This is a genomic window from Pseudomonas sp. 32A, from assembly GCF_052682255.1.
On sequence record NZ_JBQYLY010000001.1, the window covers coordinates 6,967,471 to 6,983,766 of the forward strand.

Annotated in this window: 16 protein-coding genes; 3 read left to right on the forward strand and 13 right to left on the reverse strand. The window is 61.7% G+C overall.

All coding sequences use genetic code 11. The features are described 5' to 3' along the window. Positions 1-68: 68 nt before the first annotated feature. Positions 69-647, forward strand: coding sequence for a hypothetical protein (locus ACUN0G_RS31790; protein ID WP_177069037.1), 579 nt, complete (start codon positions 69-71; stop codon positions 645-647). 145 nt (positions 648-792) lie between these two features. Here ACUN0G_RS31790 and ACUN0G_RS31795 read toward each other — a convergent pair whose 3' ends face one another. The 4 genes from ACUN0G_RS31795 to ACUN0G_RS31810 form a co-directional block, all read right to left on the reverse strand. Continuing rightward, positions 793-1,512 carry an alpha/beta hydrolase gene (locus ACUN0G_RS31795; protein ID WP_445575327.1) on the reverse strand — a complete coding sequence of 240 codons (720 nt, stop codon included), beginning with the start codon at positions 1,510-1,512 and terminating at the stop codon, positions 793-795. A gap of 12 nt (positions 1,513-1,524) precedes the next feature. After that, a complete protein-coding gene (gene cobF / locus ACUN0G_RS31800; protein WP_003208076.1) occupies positions 1,525-2,280 on the reverse strand; it encodes a precorrin-6A synthase (deacetylating) in 756 nt (251 codons plus the stop codon). Positions 2,281-2,338: 58 nt separating this feature from the next. After that, positions 2,339-2,902: a histidine phosphatase family protein gene (locus ACUN0G_RS31805; protein WP_445575328.1), complete on the reverse strand. Its 564-nt coding sequence runs from the start codon at positions 2,900-2,902 to the stop codon at positions 2,339-2,341. 92 nt (positions 2,903-2,994) lie between these two features. Continuing rightward, the gene (locus tag ACUN0G_RS31810; protein WP_445575622.1) at positions 2,995-3,549 is read right to left on the reverse strand and encodes a DUF4865 family protein; all 555 of its coding nucleotides are present in this window, start codon (positions 3,547-3,549) and stop codon (positions 2,995-2,997) included. Between the two features lie 92 nt (positions 3,550-3,641). Here ACUN0G_RS31810 and ACUN0G_RS31815 point away from each other — a divergent pair, with 92 nt between their 5' ends. Then, complete coding sequence (locus tag ACUN0G_RS31815; RefSeq protein ID WP_445575329.1) at positions 3,642-4,508, forward strand: LysR family transcriptional regulator; 867 nt, start codon at positions 3,642-3,644, stop codon at positions 4,506-4,508. On the opposite strand, the gene ACUN0G_RS31820 is transcribed toward ACUN0G_RS31815, so the two are convergent. Then, positions 4,486-6,579: an EAL domain-containing protein gene (locus tag ACUN0G_RS31820; RefSeq protein WP_445575330.1), complete on the reverse strand. Its 2,094-nt coding sequence runs from the start codon at positions 6,577-6,579 to the stop codon at positions 4,486-4,488. The genes ACUN0G_RS31815 and ACUN0G_RS31820 overlap by 23 nt on opposite strands. Before the next feature lie 289 nt (positions 6,580-6,868). Here ACUN0G_RS31820 and ACUN0G_RS31825 point away from each other — a divergent pair, with 289 nt between their 5' ends. Further along, positions 6,869-7,198 carry a DUF6388 family protein gene (locus tag ACUN0G_RS31825; protein ID WP_421552570.1) on the forward strand — a complete coding sequence of 110 codons (330 nt, stop codon included), beginning with the start codon at positions 6,869-6,871 and terminating at the stop codon, positions 7,196-7,198. On the opposite strand, the gene ACUN0G_RS31830 is transcribed toward ACUN0G_RS31825, so the two are convergent. Genes ACUN0G_RS31830 through ACUN0G_RS31865 form a run of 8 tightly spaced genes read right to left on the reverse strand, consistent with a single transcriptional unit; the run spans position 7,174 to position 16,267 of the window. Next, complete coding sequence (locus ACUN0G_RS31830; RefSeq protein ID WP_445575331.1) at positions 7,174-8,106, reverse strand: serine/threonine-protein kinase; 933 nt, start codon at positions 8,104-8,106, stop codon at positions 7,174-7,176. The genes ACUN0G_RS31825 and ACUN0G_RS31830 overlap by 25 nt on opposite strands. Further along, positions 8,103-8,831: a PP2C family protein-serine/threonine phosphatase gene (locus tag ACUN0G_RS31835; protein WP_445575332.1), complete on the reverse strand. Its 729-nt coding sequence runs from the start codon at positions 8,829-8,831 to the stop codon at positions 8,103-8,105. Before ACUN0G_RS31835 ends, ACUN0G_RS31830 begins: the two co-directional genes overlap by 4 nt. Further along, positions 8,828-12,238: a type VI secretion system membrane subunit TssM gene (gene tssM / locus ACUN0G_RS31840; RefSeq protein WP_445575333.1), complete on the reverse strand. Its 3,411-nt coding sequence runs from the start codon at positions 12,236-12,238 to the stop codon at positions 8,828-8,830. The genes ACUN0G_RS31835 and tssM overlap by 4 nt, the downstream gene beginning before the upstream one ends. Positions 12,239-12,253: 15 nt before the next feature. Beyond that, complete coding sequence (icmH, locus tag ACUN0G_RS31845) at positions 12,254-13,114, reverse strand: type IVB secretion system protein IcmH/DotU (protein WP_445575334.1); 861 nt, start codon at positions 13,112-13,114, stop codon at positions 12,254-12,256. Positions 13,115-13,118: 4 nt separating this feature from the next. Next, entirely contained in the window at positions 13,119-14,447 is a 1,329-nt protein-coding gene (gene tssK, locus ACUN0G_RS31850; protein ID WP_445575335.1) for a type VI secretion system baseplate subunit TssK, read from the reverse strand. 1 nt (position 14,448) lies between these two features. Then, the gene (tssJ, locus tag ACUN0G_RS31855; RefSeq protein WP_445575336.1) at positions 14,449-14,931 is read right to left on the reverse strand and encodes a type VI secretion system lipoprotein TssJ; all 483 of its coding nucleotides are present in this window, start codon (positions 14,929-14,931) and stop codon (positions 14,449-14,451) included. Positions 14,932-14,936: 5 nt separating this feature from the next. After that, positions 14,937-16,118 carry a type VI secretion system-associated FHA domain protein TagH gene (gene tagH / locus ACUN0G_RS31860; RefSeq protein WP_445575337.1) on the reverse strand — a complete coding sequence of 394 codons (1,182 nt, stop codon included), beginning with the start codon at positions 16,116-16,118 and terminating at the stop codon, positions 14,937-14,939. 17 nt (positions 16,119-16,135) lie between these two features. After that, positions 16,136-16,267 (reverse strand): type VI secretion protein TagU, encoded by a 132-nt coding sequence (locus ACUN0G_RS31865; RefSeq protein WP_258345104.1) that lies wholly within the window; start codon positions 16,265-16,267, stop codon positions 16,136-16,138. Positions 16,268-16,296 lie beyond the last annotated feature (29 nt).

Consider the following 16,296-nt stretch of genomic DNA (forward strand, 5'->3'; position numbering starts at 1 on the left):
GGAGATGAACGATCTTGCGAAAATTCTGACAGAATACGGCGCAATTTCGTTCATCCCTGGAGAGCTTCATGGCCACCCTCAGCAAGACCGCAGCCCTCTTGGCCCTCGCGCTGGCCGCCGGCTTCGGCGCCAGCCAAGTCCTCGCCGCCAGCAAGCCTGCCGCGCAGAAAACCGCCACCCAGACCATTTCCACCCTGGACGGCAAGTTCAGCTTCAACCTGCCCAAGTCCTACCTGGCCGACCCGTTGCCGGCCGGTGATGCCGAACATGGCACGGCGGGCGCCAGCGGCACGATGTACAGCGACCAGGCCACCAAAAGCGTGATTTTTGTGGTCGAGAAACCGAGCGTCGCCGGCCTGATCAAGGACAACGACCCGCAGTTCCTCGACGGCGCCGTGGCGGATTTCGTCAAGGAACAAAGCGCGGCCCTGCCGGACTTCAAGAAAGGCGCCGAGAAGAAACTCACCGTCAAAGGCCTGGCCCTGCGCCAGGTCGACAGCACCGCGACCATGGGCGGTGGCAAGACGCTGAGCTCCACCTTCCTGACGGGCTCCGGCAGCCACCAATTGGTGGTGCAGGCCATTTCCCGGGCGGATGACGAGAAAGGCCATGCACTGTTGGTGAAACAGATTATTGGCGGTAAATAACCGGTTTTAATCTGGCAATGAAAATCCAATGTGGGAGCGAGCTTGCTCGCGAAAACAGTGTTTCAGTCAGCACATGTATTAACTGACCCACCGCTTTCGCGAGCAAGCCCGCTCCCACATTTTGACCGCGTCCACATCGACGGACTCAGCGCAGGCTCTTCTCCAGCCACTGCTTCAAGTCCAGCAACTCCGCCTCACCCACGGTATGAATCATCCCCGGGTAACCGTGGAATTCCGGCGTGAGGCCAATCCCCTGCAACACCTCGTTGGCCCGCGTTGCCGAGTAGTAAGGCAGCGCCTGGTCCAACGTCCCGTGACCGATGAAAATCGCCAGCTTGCCCAGTTGCGCGTCCGTTTTGAGCTCAGCCTTGAGTACCGGCAGCAGGCTGCCGCTCAACGCCGCGATCCCGCGCAAGGTTTCGGGATGCCTTAACCCGACTTCGTACGACATGATCGCGCCCTGGCTGAACCCCACCAGAAACACTCGCTCACTTTGGGTGTGGTACTTGGTGGTGGCCTTTGCGACGAAGTCTTCGATCAGCTTGGCGCTGCTCTGCAAATCGGCGGTCTCGCCATCAAAATCGCCATCGCCCGGCTTCTTGCGAAACCAGCGATAACCACCGCCTTCCACCGGCATCGGTGCCCGTGCAGACAGGTAGGTCCAGGTCGACGGCAAGCGGTCCTTGAGCCCGAACAAGTCGGCCTCGTCACTGCCATAACCATGCAGGAAGATCACCAGCGGCTCGTTGCGTGCATCGCTCTGGGTCTGTTCCAGGTAAGGCAGGGGCAAGTCCGTGTGCAATTCGTCTTCGGCATGGGCAGCGCTGGCGAACAGCGCCATTGTCAGGGCGATCAGTTTGAGCATGGGCATCAACCTTCAGGGTTTGCGCAACAAATAGGTATCCATGATCCAGCCATTGGCCTGGCGCGCCGCCTTGCGCACACGTTCAATCTCTTCGGCCACCTCGGCCACCTTGCCGCTGATCAGGATTTCGTCCGGTGTGCCCAGGTAGGCGCCCCAGTAGATATCCAGGTCCTGGTCGGCCACGGTGCGATAGGAATCTTCGGCGTCGAGCATGACAACCAGGGTGTCGGCATCACTCGCCTGCCCCGCCGCCAACCGGCGCCCGGTGGTGATTTCAATGGAGCGGCCAATCCGGTTCAACGGCACTTTATGCTGGGCCGCCAAGGCCTGGACGCTGGTGATCCCGGGGATCACTTCAAACTCGAACTCACAGCTGCCGCTGGCCAGAATCGCCTGCAGGATACGGATGGTGCTGTCGTACAGCGCCGGGTCGCCCCAGGCCAGGAATGCACCGACTTCGCCATCGGCCATTTCTTCATTGATCATCCGCTCGAAGGTCTGCTGCTTGTCGCGGTTCAGATCTTTTACGGCGGTGGTGTAATCGATATCGCCACGCACCCGCTCGGGGCAATCGGCCTCGACAAAGCGGTAGGCGTGATCGGTGATGTAGGTCTCGCAGATTTCCCGGCGCAGGTCGATCAGCTTGTCCTTGCTCTGGCCCTTGTCCATCAGGAAAAACACGTCGGTGCGGTTGAGCGCCTTGACCGCCTGCATCGTGATGTAGTCGGGGTTGCCGGCGCCAATGCCGATGATCAGGATGCGTTTCATGGGAAAGTCTTCATGGGTGTTCTCGGTGCGGGGAGCGGATTTTGCCATGTTCGGGGCGTCAGGCGTGAGTTTCCAGGCGCAGGCGCCAATGGCCGTTGAACCGCAGCTCAGTGGATGACAGCGGCTCCACGTCGATCAGGTTGAACATCGAGGGCGCGGATTGCATGACGTGCAGCAGCGCCGCGCGGATAACGAACGGGTGAGTCACCGCCAGCACATGCCCCGGCGTTTGCTCGAGGGACTGCAACCACTGCCCGACCCGCTCACACAACTGCACCACCGATTCGCCGCCGTGGGGTGCCGAGGCGCTGTCGGTCAACCAGGCCTGGAGCGCTTCGGGTTCGGCCTGTTGAACCTCATCGATCGCCAGCCCATTCCAGCGGCCGAAATCACAATCGCGCAGGGCTGTTTCAACTGAAGCATCGGCGGCAAACAGGGTCGCTGTCTGCCGGGTTCGCGCCTCCGGGCCGCACAGCACAAGGGGCGCACGTTTGAAACGCTGCGCCTGGGACAACGCCGCTTGCTGCCAGTCCATCTCCACCGACTCATCCAGCGCAAAGCGTGCGCGTTTCTGGGCGCGGGTGCTGGCGTGGGAAATCAGGGTCAACCGGGTGGCCTGCATGACAAATCGCTCTGGCGAAGATAGTTCAATATCTTACAACGATCCGCACACAGGAAGCCGGTCGCCGCCGTCAGATCGGCGGCGACCGGCATTCACACCCCGGGCCGCGCCAGGTAGAACACCTCGTAGCCGTTGCCCGGATGGTTCACATCCAGCGCCTTGCCCGACAAGGTAATCCGCACCAGCGTCCACGCCTGCACATCCAGCGCCAGAAACACCGCAAAGTTATCGCTGCTGTCTGCAATCTGCTGATTGCGGGCTTTTTCGGTTGCCAGGATTTGCCCACGGTCCGCACTTGGCTCCAGCGCCCACTCTTCCCGGTACAGGCTCAAGGCGTTTTGCGCCGGACCTCGCTGCACATCCAGCGGTAACCAGGACTCAATGTGCGGCCGGCCAAAACTGTCGAGGACCTTCTGAAAGCGCTCGCCGAGTAAAAAATCCGCGGCCTGCAAAGGATCCGACCACAGATAAACCGACGAATAGAGGTTGCCCACGCCCGGCCCCTGTCCCCGTTCCTGAGCGATAAACGCCTTGAACAGCAAACCCTCGGTGTGATCCCACTGCGGCCCCAACCGGGCGGCGCGCTCGCGGATGACACCCATGTCGTAATCAGCTGGCAAGCGGTGTGAATACTGTTTGGCAAACATCATGGCGCTCCTGTTCAGATGAGTGTCCAGCTTGTGTCGGGCCCATGATTTCAGCAAGATATCACCCGATATAGGTGTGATAAGGAACTGAAATGACCGACACCCTCAAGCCGCTGGATATCGACACCGTGCACGCCTTTGTACTGGTGGCCGACTTCGCCAGTTTCACCCGTGCAGCCCAGGCACTGGACACCTCACAAGCGGCCATCAGCCTCAAGCTCAAACGCCTGGAAGAGCGCCTCGGCTACCGCCTGCTGGTGCGCACGCCACGGCATGTGCGGCTGTCGCCCCAGGGTGAACAGTTCATTGTCGCCGCCCGCGCGCTGCTCAATGCCCACGAACGGGCGTTGGGTGACATGGGCAATGGCGCACCACGAAGGCTGGTGATCGGCATCAGCGACCATGTGGCCGGGCCCGACCTGCCACTGTGGCTCAGCCGTCTGGCAGCGTATGACCCACTGGTGATTCTGGAGGTGCGGATTGCCTCGTCCCGGGACTTGGTGGCGGCGTTCGACCGCAACGAACTGGACGCGGTGATCGTGCGCAACGAAGGCGACCGCCAGGACGGTGAGGTATTGGTGGTGGAGCGCTTTGGATGGTTCGCCGCGCCGACCTGGCAACACACGCCCGGCACGCCGCTGCGCATGGCAACCATGGCCTCGCCCTGCGGCGTGCGACAACTGGCGGTGCGGGCGCTGGATGAGGCGCGGATTGACTGGACCGAAGTGTTCGTGGGCGGCGGCGTGATGGCCGTCGGTGCGGCCGTCAGCGCCGGCCTGGGCGTAGCGGCGCTGGCTCGGCGGGTTGCTCCGGCGGGCGCGGTAGACGTAAGTGAACAGTACGGATTACCGGCGTTGCCTGTCAGTGAAATCGTACTGCATAGCCGGATCAGCGATGGCCGCTCCCGTGAGACATTACGGGCCTTGAGTGCAACCTTCAGAGGGGTTCTGGAGCGTTAGGTTGCATCTGGGCATAACGCCCGCGCACGAACCGCTCCAGTTCATCTCCCGGCAGCGCCTTGCTGAAATACCAGCCCTGGATAATCAACTCCGAGCCCGACTGCAAAAACGCCAGCTGCTCGGCGGTCTCCACGCCCTCGACCACCACCCCGAGGTTCAAGGCCTCACAGAACCTCAGCATCCCGGTCAGCACCTGGGCGCCTTTGGGATCATGTTGGGCCACCACAAAACTGCGATCGATCTTGATGAAATCCACCGGAAACTGATGCAGATAACTCAGCGCCGAAAACCCGGTGCCGAAATCGTCGATGTACACCTTGGCGCCAATCGCCTGCAGTTTCTCGATCATCTGCCGGGTGCCCTTGATATCCCCCACCAACGCATCCTCGGTGATCTCCACCGACACCTGCCCATGGGCCTGGGCCAGGATCTCCACCAGCCGGTCACCAAAGGCCGGGGTGGTCAGTGTGGCGCTGGAGATATTGATTGTCATCGGTAACCTGAAACCGACCTTCAGCCACTTCTGGTATTGGCGCACAGCCTGGGACGCCACCCACACATCCACATCCGGCATCAACCTGGCATTGGCCAGCCATTGCAGGAACTCCCAGGGCGAATGCACCGTGCCCTCGGCATCCCGTGCGCGCATCAACGCTTCGCAACCGGTGCATAGCCCGGTCAGGGTAGAAATCTGCGGTTGGAATTCAAGGTAAAACTCATAGTCGCTGATCTGCTGGATATGGCTCAACTCGCTGACCTGGCGCGCCTGGGCCTTGTGGGAAGCCATTACCGGGTCCAGCTCCAGCAAGCGGCCCTTTTCTTCCAGGCCGCGAAAGGTCATGTCCAGCGACTTCAAATACACCGTGCCGCCTTCCGTGGCCTGGCGATTGATCGCCCGTACATAGGGTGCATAAATCAGCATGCCAACCCCCAGCAACACCGCCTGCAGCACCACCGCCGCGAGGTCGCCGTGGGTGCTCAAATAGGCGTTGAGCAATACCGGCGCGGTAAACGGCACGCTCACCACCGCAGGCGACACCCAGCCAATCTGCACCACCATCAGCGCCAGCATCGCGTTGAATGCCGGCACCACCAGAAAGGGAATGAACAGGCGCGGGTTGAGGATGATCGGCAAGCCAAACAACAAAACCTCACTGACATTGAACAACGACAGCGGCAGGCTGGCCATCGCCACCAATCGCATCGACCGGCTCCTGGAAAACAGCAGGATCGCCAGCAACAGGCACAATGCACCACCCGAACCGCCGATAAACGCGAAGCTGCCCAGCAAGCCGCCGTTCAGTAGATATTTAATCGGCTCGCCCGCCGCCAGCGCCGCGTTATTGAGCGCGACCGCCTGATCCAGCACATCAAATAACGGCTGCATGGCGTAAACACCATGGATCCCGAAAAACCACAGCAGCGAATTCATCAGGGTGACAAACAAGCCGCTGCCATAGGGCGTTTCCAGTGCATCGAGCACCTGCGGCCCCTGAAGCTGCGCCACCTGCGGAATCTGCAACAGCAGCGACAGCAGGAGCACCAGCCCGAGCGCGGTGATCGCACCCGGCACCACCATATTGAGGGTGCCCTTGAGGTTGTGCCCCACCAGGTCTTCGTTGATCAACCGGGTCCAGCGCCGCCGATGCAGCCAGGCGATGGCGGGCACATTGATCAACGGTGAGGCGATGGCGATGAATAAAACGAAGGTCGCCGAAGCGCGGGGAAAATCCCGCAGCACAAACGTGGCGATCACCACATGGGCCAGGCACAGGAACGCCACCGGCAGCTGCGGCAGGCGGTGCTGGATCGCAAGCATGTAACCGATGGAGGCGGCCACCAGCAGCGGGATCACCGAGCTGATCTGGTTGTGCAGCCCCGCGAGCAAGGCCACCACCTGAGGGTCGAAACCCAGCACACGAGCGCATTCAGATAGGATCAGGAACCCGGCCGACACCAGCAGGCATGGCAGGATCCACAACAACCCCTCACGTATGGCCCGCAACGACTCGGTGCTGGCCAAGGCCGCCAGCCGCTGGGTGAAGAAAAGCTTGAACAGCGTTTGCGCCATCACCTGTCCCTCTGTACATCGCCCTCGGTCCCTGATGCCAGGGTCGCAACATAACACCTGGCTGTAGCCTTTATCGCCGGGTTAACGCTACACGTCCTGCTACCGGGAGCGAAAGACTTTTGCTGCCACTGGCGCAATTATTCAGAATCAGCGTAGGGGCCTGATGCTTGTCGATTGGCTCGGGTTGGCCCATCCTTCGGCGCCCTTGTTGTCGTAAAAAGCGACGTTCCCTCATGGCCTGCGCACTGCCGGGTCTGACCAGTCGTCTCTCTTACCGTGGAGTAAACCTTTGTCCCAACCCGGCGAAAACCACCAGCTAGCCCTGGACCGATTCCTGAACGAACACCCGGCCCTGGCCGCAGAACTGAATACGTTGAACCCCCTGGCGGCCCAGGCCAAGGGGGAAACCATGGAGCAGTACCGCGCCGAACGCCTGCATGAAGCCTTCGAGGCAGAAGCCGAGCGACAGGGCCTGTTTGCGTGGGAGCTGACGCTGAAACTGACGGCGCATTCATCCGCGGAATTCGAGGCACAGCGCCTTGAAGTGCACAAGGAAGTGGCGCAGATGGCAGGCCTGAGCTGGGCGGAATATTCTCAGTTGCATGACTTGCCCCAATAGAACCAGCGGCTAACACACTGGCGGGGATCGCTGAGCGCTTCATGCAATTCTTCAGGGGTGATCGCCCTGCACTGTGGGTCGACCGCCAACGCCGTGCGTAACGCTCGCCAGCAATGGCGAGGCAGTTGCCTGGGGCGGACCGGTCTGTCACTGGAGTGGCGCCGGCCTTGGGCCAATTCGTAAAGGACACAGGCCACTGCATACAGGTCGGCACTGGCCGACAGGGCTGCGCCGGCCAGCAACTCCGGCGCGGCGTATGCTGGCGTCCAAGCGTTGAAACGACTGCGACTCAAGCCTGGCGGCCCCGCCGAGTCCGGTCCGCAAGCCTGACCCAGACCGAAATCAAACAAACGCAGCCCGCCCTCTCCTACCATTACATTGCCGGGTTTCACATCCCCGTGCAGCACGCCCCGCTGATGGCTATGGCGCAACGCATCGAGCAATTGCACGGCGATGCCTTGCCACTCGCGCCAGGGCAAACCGCCGGGGCGCTCCAGCAGCAGCCGATCCAGGGTCATGCCCTGAAGCAGTTCCATGGTGAAGAAAGCAATCTGGCAGGGGGCGTCCACTTCAAACGAAAACACCCGCACCACCTGCGCATGTCGCAGGCTGCGCGTCAGGGCAAACTCGCTGTAGAGCAGCACGTGGGCGTCTGCACACTCACGAATGGCTTCACCCAGCACCTTGATCGCCACACTGGAGCGCGACTCACCAAACTGTTCGTGCAGCAGATCCCGGGCGCGGTAGACCACCCCCATGCCGCCAGCGCCCAGCACTCGTTCGATCAGGTACCGCCCGGCCAGCAACGCAGGTATCCCGTCGCGCTGTGGATTGCCCTGCGCCCGGGCAAAAGCAAAGTGGGTCAACGGGCGACTGGGCGCAACCTCAAGCCCAGGATTATCGTTCATGACTGCACCACCACAGCGGTCAGGTTGTCGCGGGCGGCACCGCGCAATACGCCTGCGAACAGTTGGTCCAGAATCCGCTGAGGATTTCCCAGGCTCAGCGCCTGCCCCAACTCGCCATGGCTGAGCGCCTGATACAGGCCATCACTGCACAGCAGAAAGACATCCCCTGACAACGTCCCGAGTTCCAATACCTGCGGCCTCAATGGTTCCCGCGAGCCGATGGCGCGGGTCAGCGCCCGCGCATCGGGGTGCGCCCTGGCCCGCTCCAGGCTCACCCGCTGGTCAATCAACTGCTCGAACAGCGAATGATCTCGCGACAGCTGGTACAACGTCTGCGCTCGCCACAGATAACAACGACTGTCACCCGCCCAGACACAGGCAGCGCGATCGCCCTGAAGCAGCAACGCCACGACCGTGCTCCCCATGGTGCAATCACCACCCTGGGCGCTGACCGTCAACTCTTCACCCAACCGCCGATTGAGCCATTGCAGGCAACGGCGGGTCGCCTCGACCCGTTCGTCGAGGCTCCCCCGGCCTGGCAATAACGCCAGGCTATCAACCACCAGTTGGCTGGCGACATCCCCTGCCTGGTGCCCGCCCATCCCGTCTGCCACGGCCCAGCAACCCCGCCGGGGACAATCGAGAAAGGCATCCTCGTTGCGCGACCTGAGCTTGCCACGGTCCGTACGGCCGGCGCTGCGCCAGCGATCCTGACCTCGGTTCACAGTTGCTCCGGAAGGCGAAAGGTACGCCACTGCGCGATCTGAAACGGATTGGGCGCGCGCCGGCTGGTCAGCAGGTAGTTGGCGCGCAAGCCTGCCAGGTCAGCCTTGAGGATCAGGACATCCTGCCCGCTGGAGGGCTCGCTTTGCATCAGGTCAAACAAGCGGAACAGGGACCAGGCCCCGGTATTTTTTTCGAGCCCCAACGCCCGCTCGCTGCCCCGTTCCAGCACCAGGCTGCTGCGACCATTTTCAGCCTCGGCTGGCCACTGCATCGCCATCGGGACAATCGGCCCATGCCGGTACTCCATCTGCTGGCCGCCCAGACGCAAGACCGCGCGACTTACCGAAGGGTCCAAACTGTAGGGCGCGACGGTGAAGCGAACCTGCAAGCCACCCGGTTCATCCGCAAAAAAACCGCGCCTGATCACCTGTGCCTTCGCTTGCTGGTCGAGGAACGCCCGGGACATCGGCAAGCTGCGCCCATCCAGGCTGCGCAGCCTGTAGCGACCGGCATCGGCGCTGACAAAAGGCTTTAGATAGCTGTCAAAAAATCGCGCCATTATCCCTCCCGGTTTGAAGAACTCCTGAAAATCATCGAGGGAGACGTCGCTGCTGGCGTGGGCATTGAACGGATAACGTTGCTTGATCGCCTTGGCGTAAACACCATATACCTCACTCTGATAACGCTGGTTCACATGGCGATAGGCTTGGTCGAGCAGGCGGCGCCAGTGCTCGTCGGCCAGGCTTTCGAACCAACCCGCCAGCGGCAACGGCAAACGGGCGGCAACGTTACGCAGGTGACTCAGCGCATCCTGCTGGCCCTGGGTCCGACGCTTTGCCATATCGAAGGCGACCGGCTCGGGCGAACCTTCGCGATTCAAGGTCGCCAATTGCAGGTGCAAGTCATTGAGTGCCTGCAGCACCTGGGTCAACTCGGTACCTGGGTTCTCGTGGCTGTCCAGCAACTGGTGCAAGGGCTCGAAGCGGCGTTGCATGGCGCGCCGTGCCATGTCGGGCAATGTGTCGGCCAATCCGCCCCCGACGTCGACGACTGCAGTCTGCGCAACCTGCAACAGCTCTGTCCCAGGGACTGGCAGTTTGGCTGCCAACTCATCCAGGCGCTCGTTGACCGATGGCAAGCGCGTGTTGTCACGAACCTGTTGTAACAGCTGCACCAATGGAGACTGGGCTGACGTGAGGCTGGCGAGTTGCTCGGCGCCCTGCCTGGAATTGTCAATCTCGCGCAGGCGAATCCGTCCAATCGCCTCGCTCCAAGCCTCGGCATACTCGCTGAAGTAGCGTTGCTCAAGTTCCATCATCAATCGCCGCAAGTCCATCGCACTCAGGTCGGCTCCCTCCCCCAGCACCCAGTTGTCCTGGACGATGGTGTTCACCAGACGCGCGCCCTGGGACTCGAAATACCGCAGGTACTTGCGTGTATAAAAACCCGGAATGGGCTGGTCGCCACCGTCAAACACCAGCCCGTGTGCAAGGTGCAACGGCTCAAGGCCGCGGGCCTGTTCACGCAGCACGCGGTGCACCACATCGACCAGTGATTCGCCCCGCAACACGTGGCGCGCGTGGGCCACCAATTCGGTGTCAAGCGGGTGTACGAACGGCTGTTCAAGCAAGCGCGCGAAGTGTTCATTCAACCGACGCTGCACGGAGGGCTGGCCAGCAAAACGCACAGACCAGTGCCCCGCCACCCGCTCGCGCAGCCAGCCGACGTCTCGACGCTCCCGCAGGTTGAGCATCAGGTACGCCCGGAGGTTGTCCAACAGCCGCTCGCGATCCTCCAGGCTGCCGCGAACCTGTTCTTGCAACATCTCGCCGACCTGGGGCAGCAGCAGTTGACCCAAGGCTTGCTGATAGGCCTGTTCCAGCACAGGGCGGCTGATAGCGCCTTGATACAACCCAGCCCGTTCAACCAGTCTGGCTTCGCCTTGCACAGGGAAAACCCGTGTGGCCGCCAGGCGGCTATCGAGCAGCGGCAGAAGGGCCAGGGTAGCGTCCGATCCGGGCTGTACGGGCGCGGGCCGTCGCGCCAGGTCCTGAAGTTGCTCCAGGCGTTGATGATTGAACGAGTAGCTATGGGTCCAAAGCAGGCCCGCCGCCCCGACGACCACTAACGCGCTGAGGGCCAGCACACCCTGGCGCCAGCGGATTCGACGCTGCTCCTCGCCATCGAGGCCCGCCAGATCGGCCTGTGCCAGAATCACCCGACTGAACAGGCCCTGGATAAAGTGCGGGCGAGATTCAAGGGGTTGCGAACCACCTTCTGCGCTGGTCAAGTAGAAACCACGAAAGCCGTTGGTGTGCTGATAACGCGGGCCGCAGAAAGCAACGTCGATGTAGAGGCTCAGACGCTCGCCAATCCGGGCCGCCTGATGGGGAAAGTCGAGCATCCGGCCGCGCAGGTCGCTGTTGCGCTCCTGATGCAGGCGCTGCACCAGTTCACCGCTCAAGCGCTGAAGCAGCGCTTCAAACGCCTGACGTACCTGACCAGCATCAATACCGTCTTTTCCGGGCGCGACATATTCACCAAGCACCGCATCGCTGCCCTCTCCCAGCGGGCGGTCGAAGAACTCCGCAAACCCCTGCAGCCGGTCGGCCTGGGTCACCACCAGATAGATCGGCACCTCCACATGCAACGTCTGCCGGATCTCCAGCAGCCGACTCTGGACGGCCCGCGCCTCATTCTCCAGATCACGCTCATTGCCATGGAGCAACGTCTCCATCGACAGCGCCACCACCACACCATTGAGTGGGCCGGTTCGGCGCCGTGCCTTGAGCAGGCCCAACAGTGTTGACCAGCCCGCGCCATCCACCTGGCTGTCTGGCTGGGTGACGTAGCGACCAGCCGTGTCGAGTAACACCCCGTCTTCGGCGAAATGCCATTCACAGTCGCGTGTGCCGCCACTCGCCTTCGCCATCGGCTCGCCCTGAACCTTGAGCAACTGCAATCCACTGGCCGCCAACATCCGGGACTTGCCACTGCCCTCTTTGCCGATCAGTAAATACCACGGCAATGCATTGCGCCAACGCGGGCTGCGTTCGCCATAAATCCTGGAGTTTTTCAGGGTGTGCAGAGCGTCCTTGAATCGACCGCGCAGGTGCCGCTGCTCGTTTTCAACCAGCCCTTTGCGTGGGTGCGGCTCAGCACCGTCGACGGATACTGGCCGGGCCATGCGGCGCCAATTGGCGTAGACCATCGCCAGCCCCCACAACAAAAACAGGCCGCTGATCGTCAGCAAGCGCGCCGCCGCCGCTTGCCAGAATCGATAGTCATCGACGGCCAATAATGGCCCGAAGAACCACACGACCATCGCGACCGCGAGCACCAGCAACAGGCTCCAAACCCAAATTCTGCCCAGCACGGTGCCCGCGCTCCTGAAGAATGCGTTCATGTGTTGCTCCCTGCGTTAGAGGGGCGTCCGGGTAATATCCGGCGCCACGAATTGATACGGTTGCAGCACGGTCTCGCGCTGCTGGCCCAGTACCCAGGCAAACCCCGCATACAGGGTCAACAGGCTGGCGACGACAAACACCGCAACCCAGGTGACCGGCACGACCCTCAGCCGTTTCTGGCGCCGTTGCTCCGGCCTGGGCGGCGGCGTGCATGCCGCAGGGGAATCGCCCCGCACATGCCGGATCTGCCGATACAGCGCGTCCCGAACCTGCTCAAGCTGCAGCAACCCACGTTCCATCACCCGGTACTTGCCCTCGAACCCGAGTGACAGGCACAGGTACATCAGTTCCAGCATCGCCAGGTGCTTGATGGGATCCCTCGACATGCGCTCAAGCAGCTGGAAAAACTTCTCGCCGCCGAAGGTTTCGTTGTGAAAGCTGCTCAGCAGGCTCATCTTCGACCAATCGCTTTGGCTACCCCATGAGGTGGTGACCACGGCTTCATCGATCACACTGCACAGCACATAGCGCGCCGCCATCACCTCACTGCTCTGCGCTCCGTCGTGCCTGGCCCGCGTCTCGAACAGCGTGACCGCGGCTGACAGCCGCTCGTTGAGCGCGCGCAGGCTTTCCTGAGCGGTGCTGCCCTTAAGCCGGACCACCTCGGACAACAACGCCCACGCAGGTGCTACCAGGGTATTCAAGCCAACGTTGAAGTGCTCCGCGCCCTGCAAGCGGGCGGCGTAAATCATCCGGTCTTCCAATTGTTCGAAACGCGGCGGCGATGCGAAGTCGGTTATCGGCCCCTGCGCCGGCCCACGCCCCTGTCGATCGAGCAGGACGGTTTTTTCATCCTGCGGGTATTCCCTGTCCATGGTCTCAGTTCCTGATGGCCCAGAATTTCAGTTCCAGCTCGGCAAATTCGCCGCTGACGTGGAAGGCAAAACCTCCCGACTGTTTCAACTGCTCGATGTCCCGGGCACCGAGTTCGAGCATGAAATAGGTTTTTGCGGCATGAAACGGTATCTGCCGGGGAGCCACCGGCAGCGGCTTGACCTTGATGCCTGCCAGATGCAGGTTGACCAACTCGCGAATCCGCTCCACAGGCCCAATCTTGAGGTGCGCTGGAAGCCGATGGCGCAGCTCCTCGGCGTCACAATGGGCGCTGGCGGCCAGAATGAAGGTCGCGGAACCCAACAGGTTGAGATCGCTTATCGGGCACACCAATACCCCGTACTGGCGAGGCTGCAGCGCCAGCTCAATGGCATGCTGTTCAAGCACCATCGACAGCAGGCGGCGAATCGGCTCCATCAACCCACGAAAGCTGGCGCTCTGGTCACTGTGCCGGTAATGCCCCTCGAAGTGCGCACGCTTGCTGTCGCTGGCAAACGTCGCGAGCTCACCCAGGATCGACAGCAATGTTCGATACAGCGCTTCAGGGCTGACCTGACTCAGGCCCAGGTAGTGACGCAAGACCAGTTCGGTGCGGTTGATCAGTTGCAGCATCAGGAAGTCACCGACCTCCGCGCCGGCAGCGGTGCCATTGGCGCGGATCCGCTCGGCAATGGCATCCCCCCGGCAAGCAAGCAGGCTGATCACCTCCTTGAGGCATGACAGCAGGTAACTGGAGCCCTGAAGGTGAATGAAGGTCGGGCTAAAATCGGCATCCAGGCTGACACCCTCCTCGGTGCAACTGAGTACTTGGGCAACCTTGAGCTTCACGTAGTGCTGGTCGCTGACTTGCTCTCCCAGCAGCAGGCGAAAATCCAGCTGTCCGCAATTTATCTGACGACAGGAATCTTCCCCGGCGTTGGAGTCGCTGACGTCTACCGAGAGGGTCTTGTAGCGCGCCAGTACATCGACCTGCTCGGGTCGACGGGCCTCAACGCAGTGACTTGTGGCCAGCGGCAAGGCCAGGTAAATCGCCTGCTTTCCGGTATTCACCGGAACCTCCAGCACCAGCGATTCCATGGCCCCGCCCAGTTCGAACAGGCTGCCATCCGGCAATATGCCGCTGGCCTGACTGACAACCACCTTGCCCATGTTGAGGTATTGCACATCGATTTCCAGGGCCAGGAAGCCCCAGCCGTGGGGGCATAACAACTGGGTGCGGCGCTTGAGTTGCTGGTCGTGGTAACGATCGTTTTGCTGAAAATGCTGTGGGCGCAGCAGCATGCCTTCCTGCCAGATGACTTTTTGGCTGCGCATGTCAGTCGCCCGCCTTGGCGGGTTGCGGGTTCACCAACCGAATCCCTGCCTGATCCAGGACCAGTTCGGCGCGCGTCAATCGCTGCGCAGTCACCGGCAACACATAACGCCATTGCGAGTGGGGTAAATCACGGTAGGCCGCCAGCACACCGACATAGCGACTGCCTGGCTCGAGGCTGAGCTTGAGCGTGGAGTGATCGCCCGGTCGCAACTCCAGCTCTTCGAGGTTCACCAGGTCTTTGGGCAAGGTGTGCTCTGCATGGCCGTAAAGGCTGAAAAAGTCCGCGTTCTCGAAAGCCACGGGGTGTCGCAGCTCCATCAGGTGCACCACGATCGGCGATGGGCGACCATGGAGATCGGGGTTGACCCGCTCGCTGGCGGCCAGTGTCAGGTCCAGCTTGGTCAGCTTCGAAAAGGGCGACAGAGAGCAACCACCCAGCAACGCCATTACAGCGCACAACAATGCAACGGTGACTCGGGACATGAAGATCATCCTGGATAACGGTGAAGGGTTGAAATCAGACGAATCTGCTCCTCGTAGGCCTTGCTGAAGTCGCTGCCCAGCAGGCCCTCGCTCAAGTGCTCGTTCTTGATCAGCGCCTGGTAGTGGCGCTGATACGCACGCCAGCGCCCGCCACACCGGGGAATCAACGGAGGCTTCGCCTGACGTTCGAAACACAGGAGCAACTGGCCCGGTGCAAAGGCTGCCAACGTTCCGCGTACCGCCGCGCGGCAGGCCACCAGCAAAGCCACCTGGTGGGCCTGCATGTCGCGGTAGGCGCGTGTGACAAACATCTCGGCAGACACCTGCCCCAGCTGCCCAGCCCCCAATAGCAACCCCAAGGCCGTGCTGGCGTCGGCGCTGTCTTTAAGCGGATCGGGACTCTGGAGCGAGATCTGGGTCAGTGGGAGTTTCAACTCGTGTTTGAGCTCGTTGCGGGTACTCAGGCTCTGTTGCAACCCTTGCGTCATTTGCCTGAGCAACGCCGCCGCCTTGATCGCCAGGACCTCTCTTCCCGGCTCATCAAGGGTGTCCAGGTCGATACCCAGGGCCTGCGCAAATGCTGACCAAAATGGCGCTGAGCCTTGACTTGGAAGTGGCGGTGGCGAACTCGGGTCAACCCTCGGCGCAGGCTCCACAAGTTCGGGAACCGTCAGATGATTCCTGTCCGCCGCTGCGTGGTCCGTCCACTGCAATGCCTCGCGGCTGGCCAAGGTCAGGGCGGCCAACTCTTGCGACGCGTCCTGAAGCTGCAGTTCGCTGGCCAGTGTGCGCACCGGATCCAGCTCCAGAAATGCATCATCGGGAATCAGCGTGTGTAATCCGTCCGGACCCGGCACCGTCGACGGGCTGAGCAGTCGCGCACGAATATTCAACGGCCCTAGCTGAAATACCGTGCCGTCCTCTATCGGATACTCCTGCCCCTCCCGCAGACGATCGTCGCTGCCTGCCAGGCGGGTTCCGTTACTGCTGATGTCCGCCAGGAAATACCGGCCGTCGCGATAACTGACCACGGCGTGGCGACTGGAAACCTGGCGACTGGCATCCGGGAGGGTCCAGTCACAACCGGCCCCACGACCTATGACGCCGCCAACACCTTTAAAGGTTTTGCACAGGCCCGGCGCAGCCCCTCCTTGCCCTGCGGGGCATACCTCAAACACGAGTTGCATGTGAAACTCCCCCGCGCTCACTGGCCACGACCGATGGACCGCGGGTCACCCAGCGGGCGGTAGTCGCCGTCGTCAAAGACATGGTTGGTGTTACAGCCACTCAGCACAAACAACACAAGCACCAGGGCTTGCCACTGACTAACAGGCATCAGATATCTCCCGGAATTTGAGGGGCGCG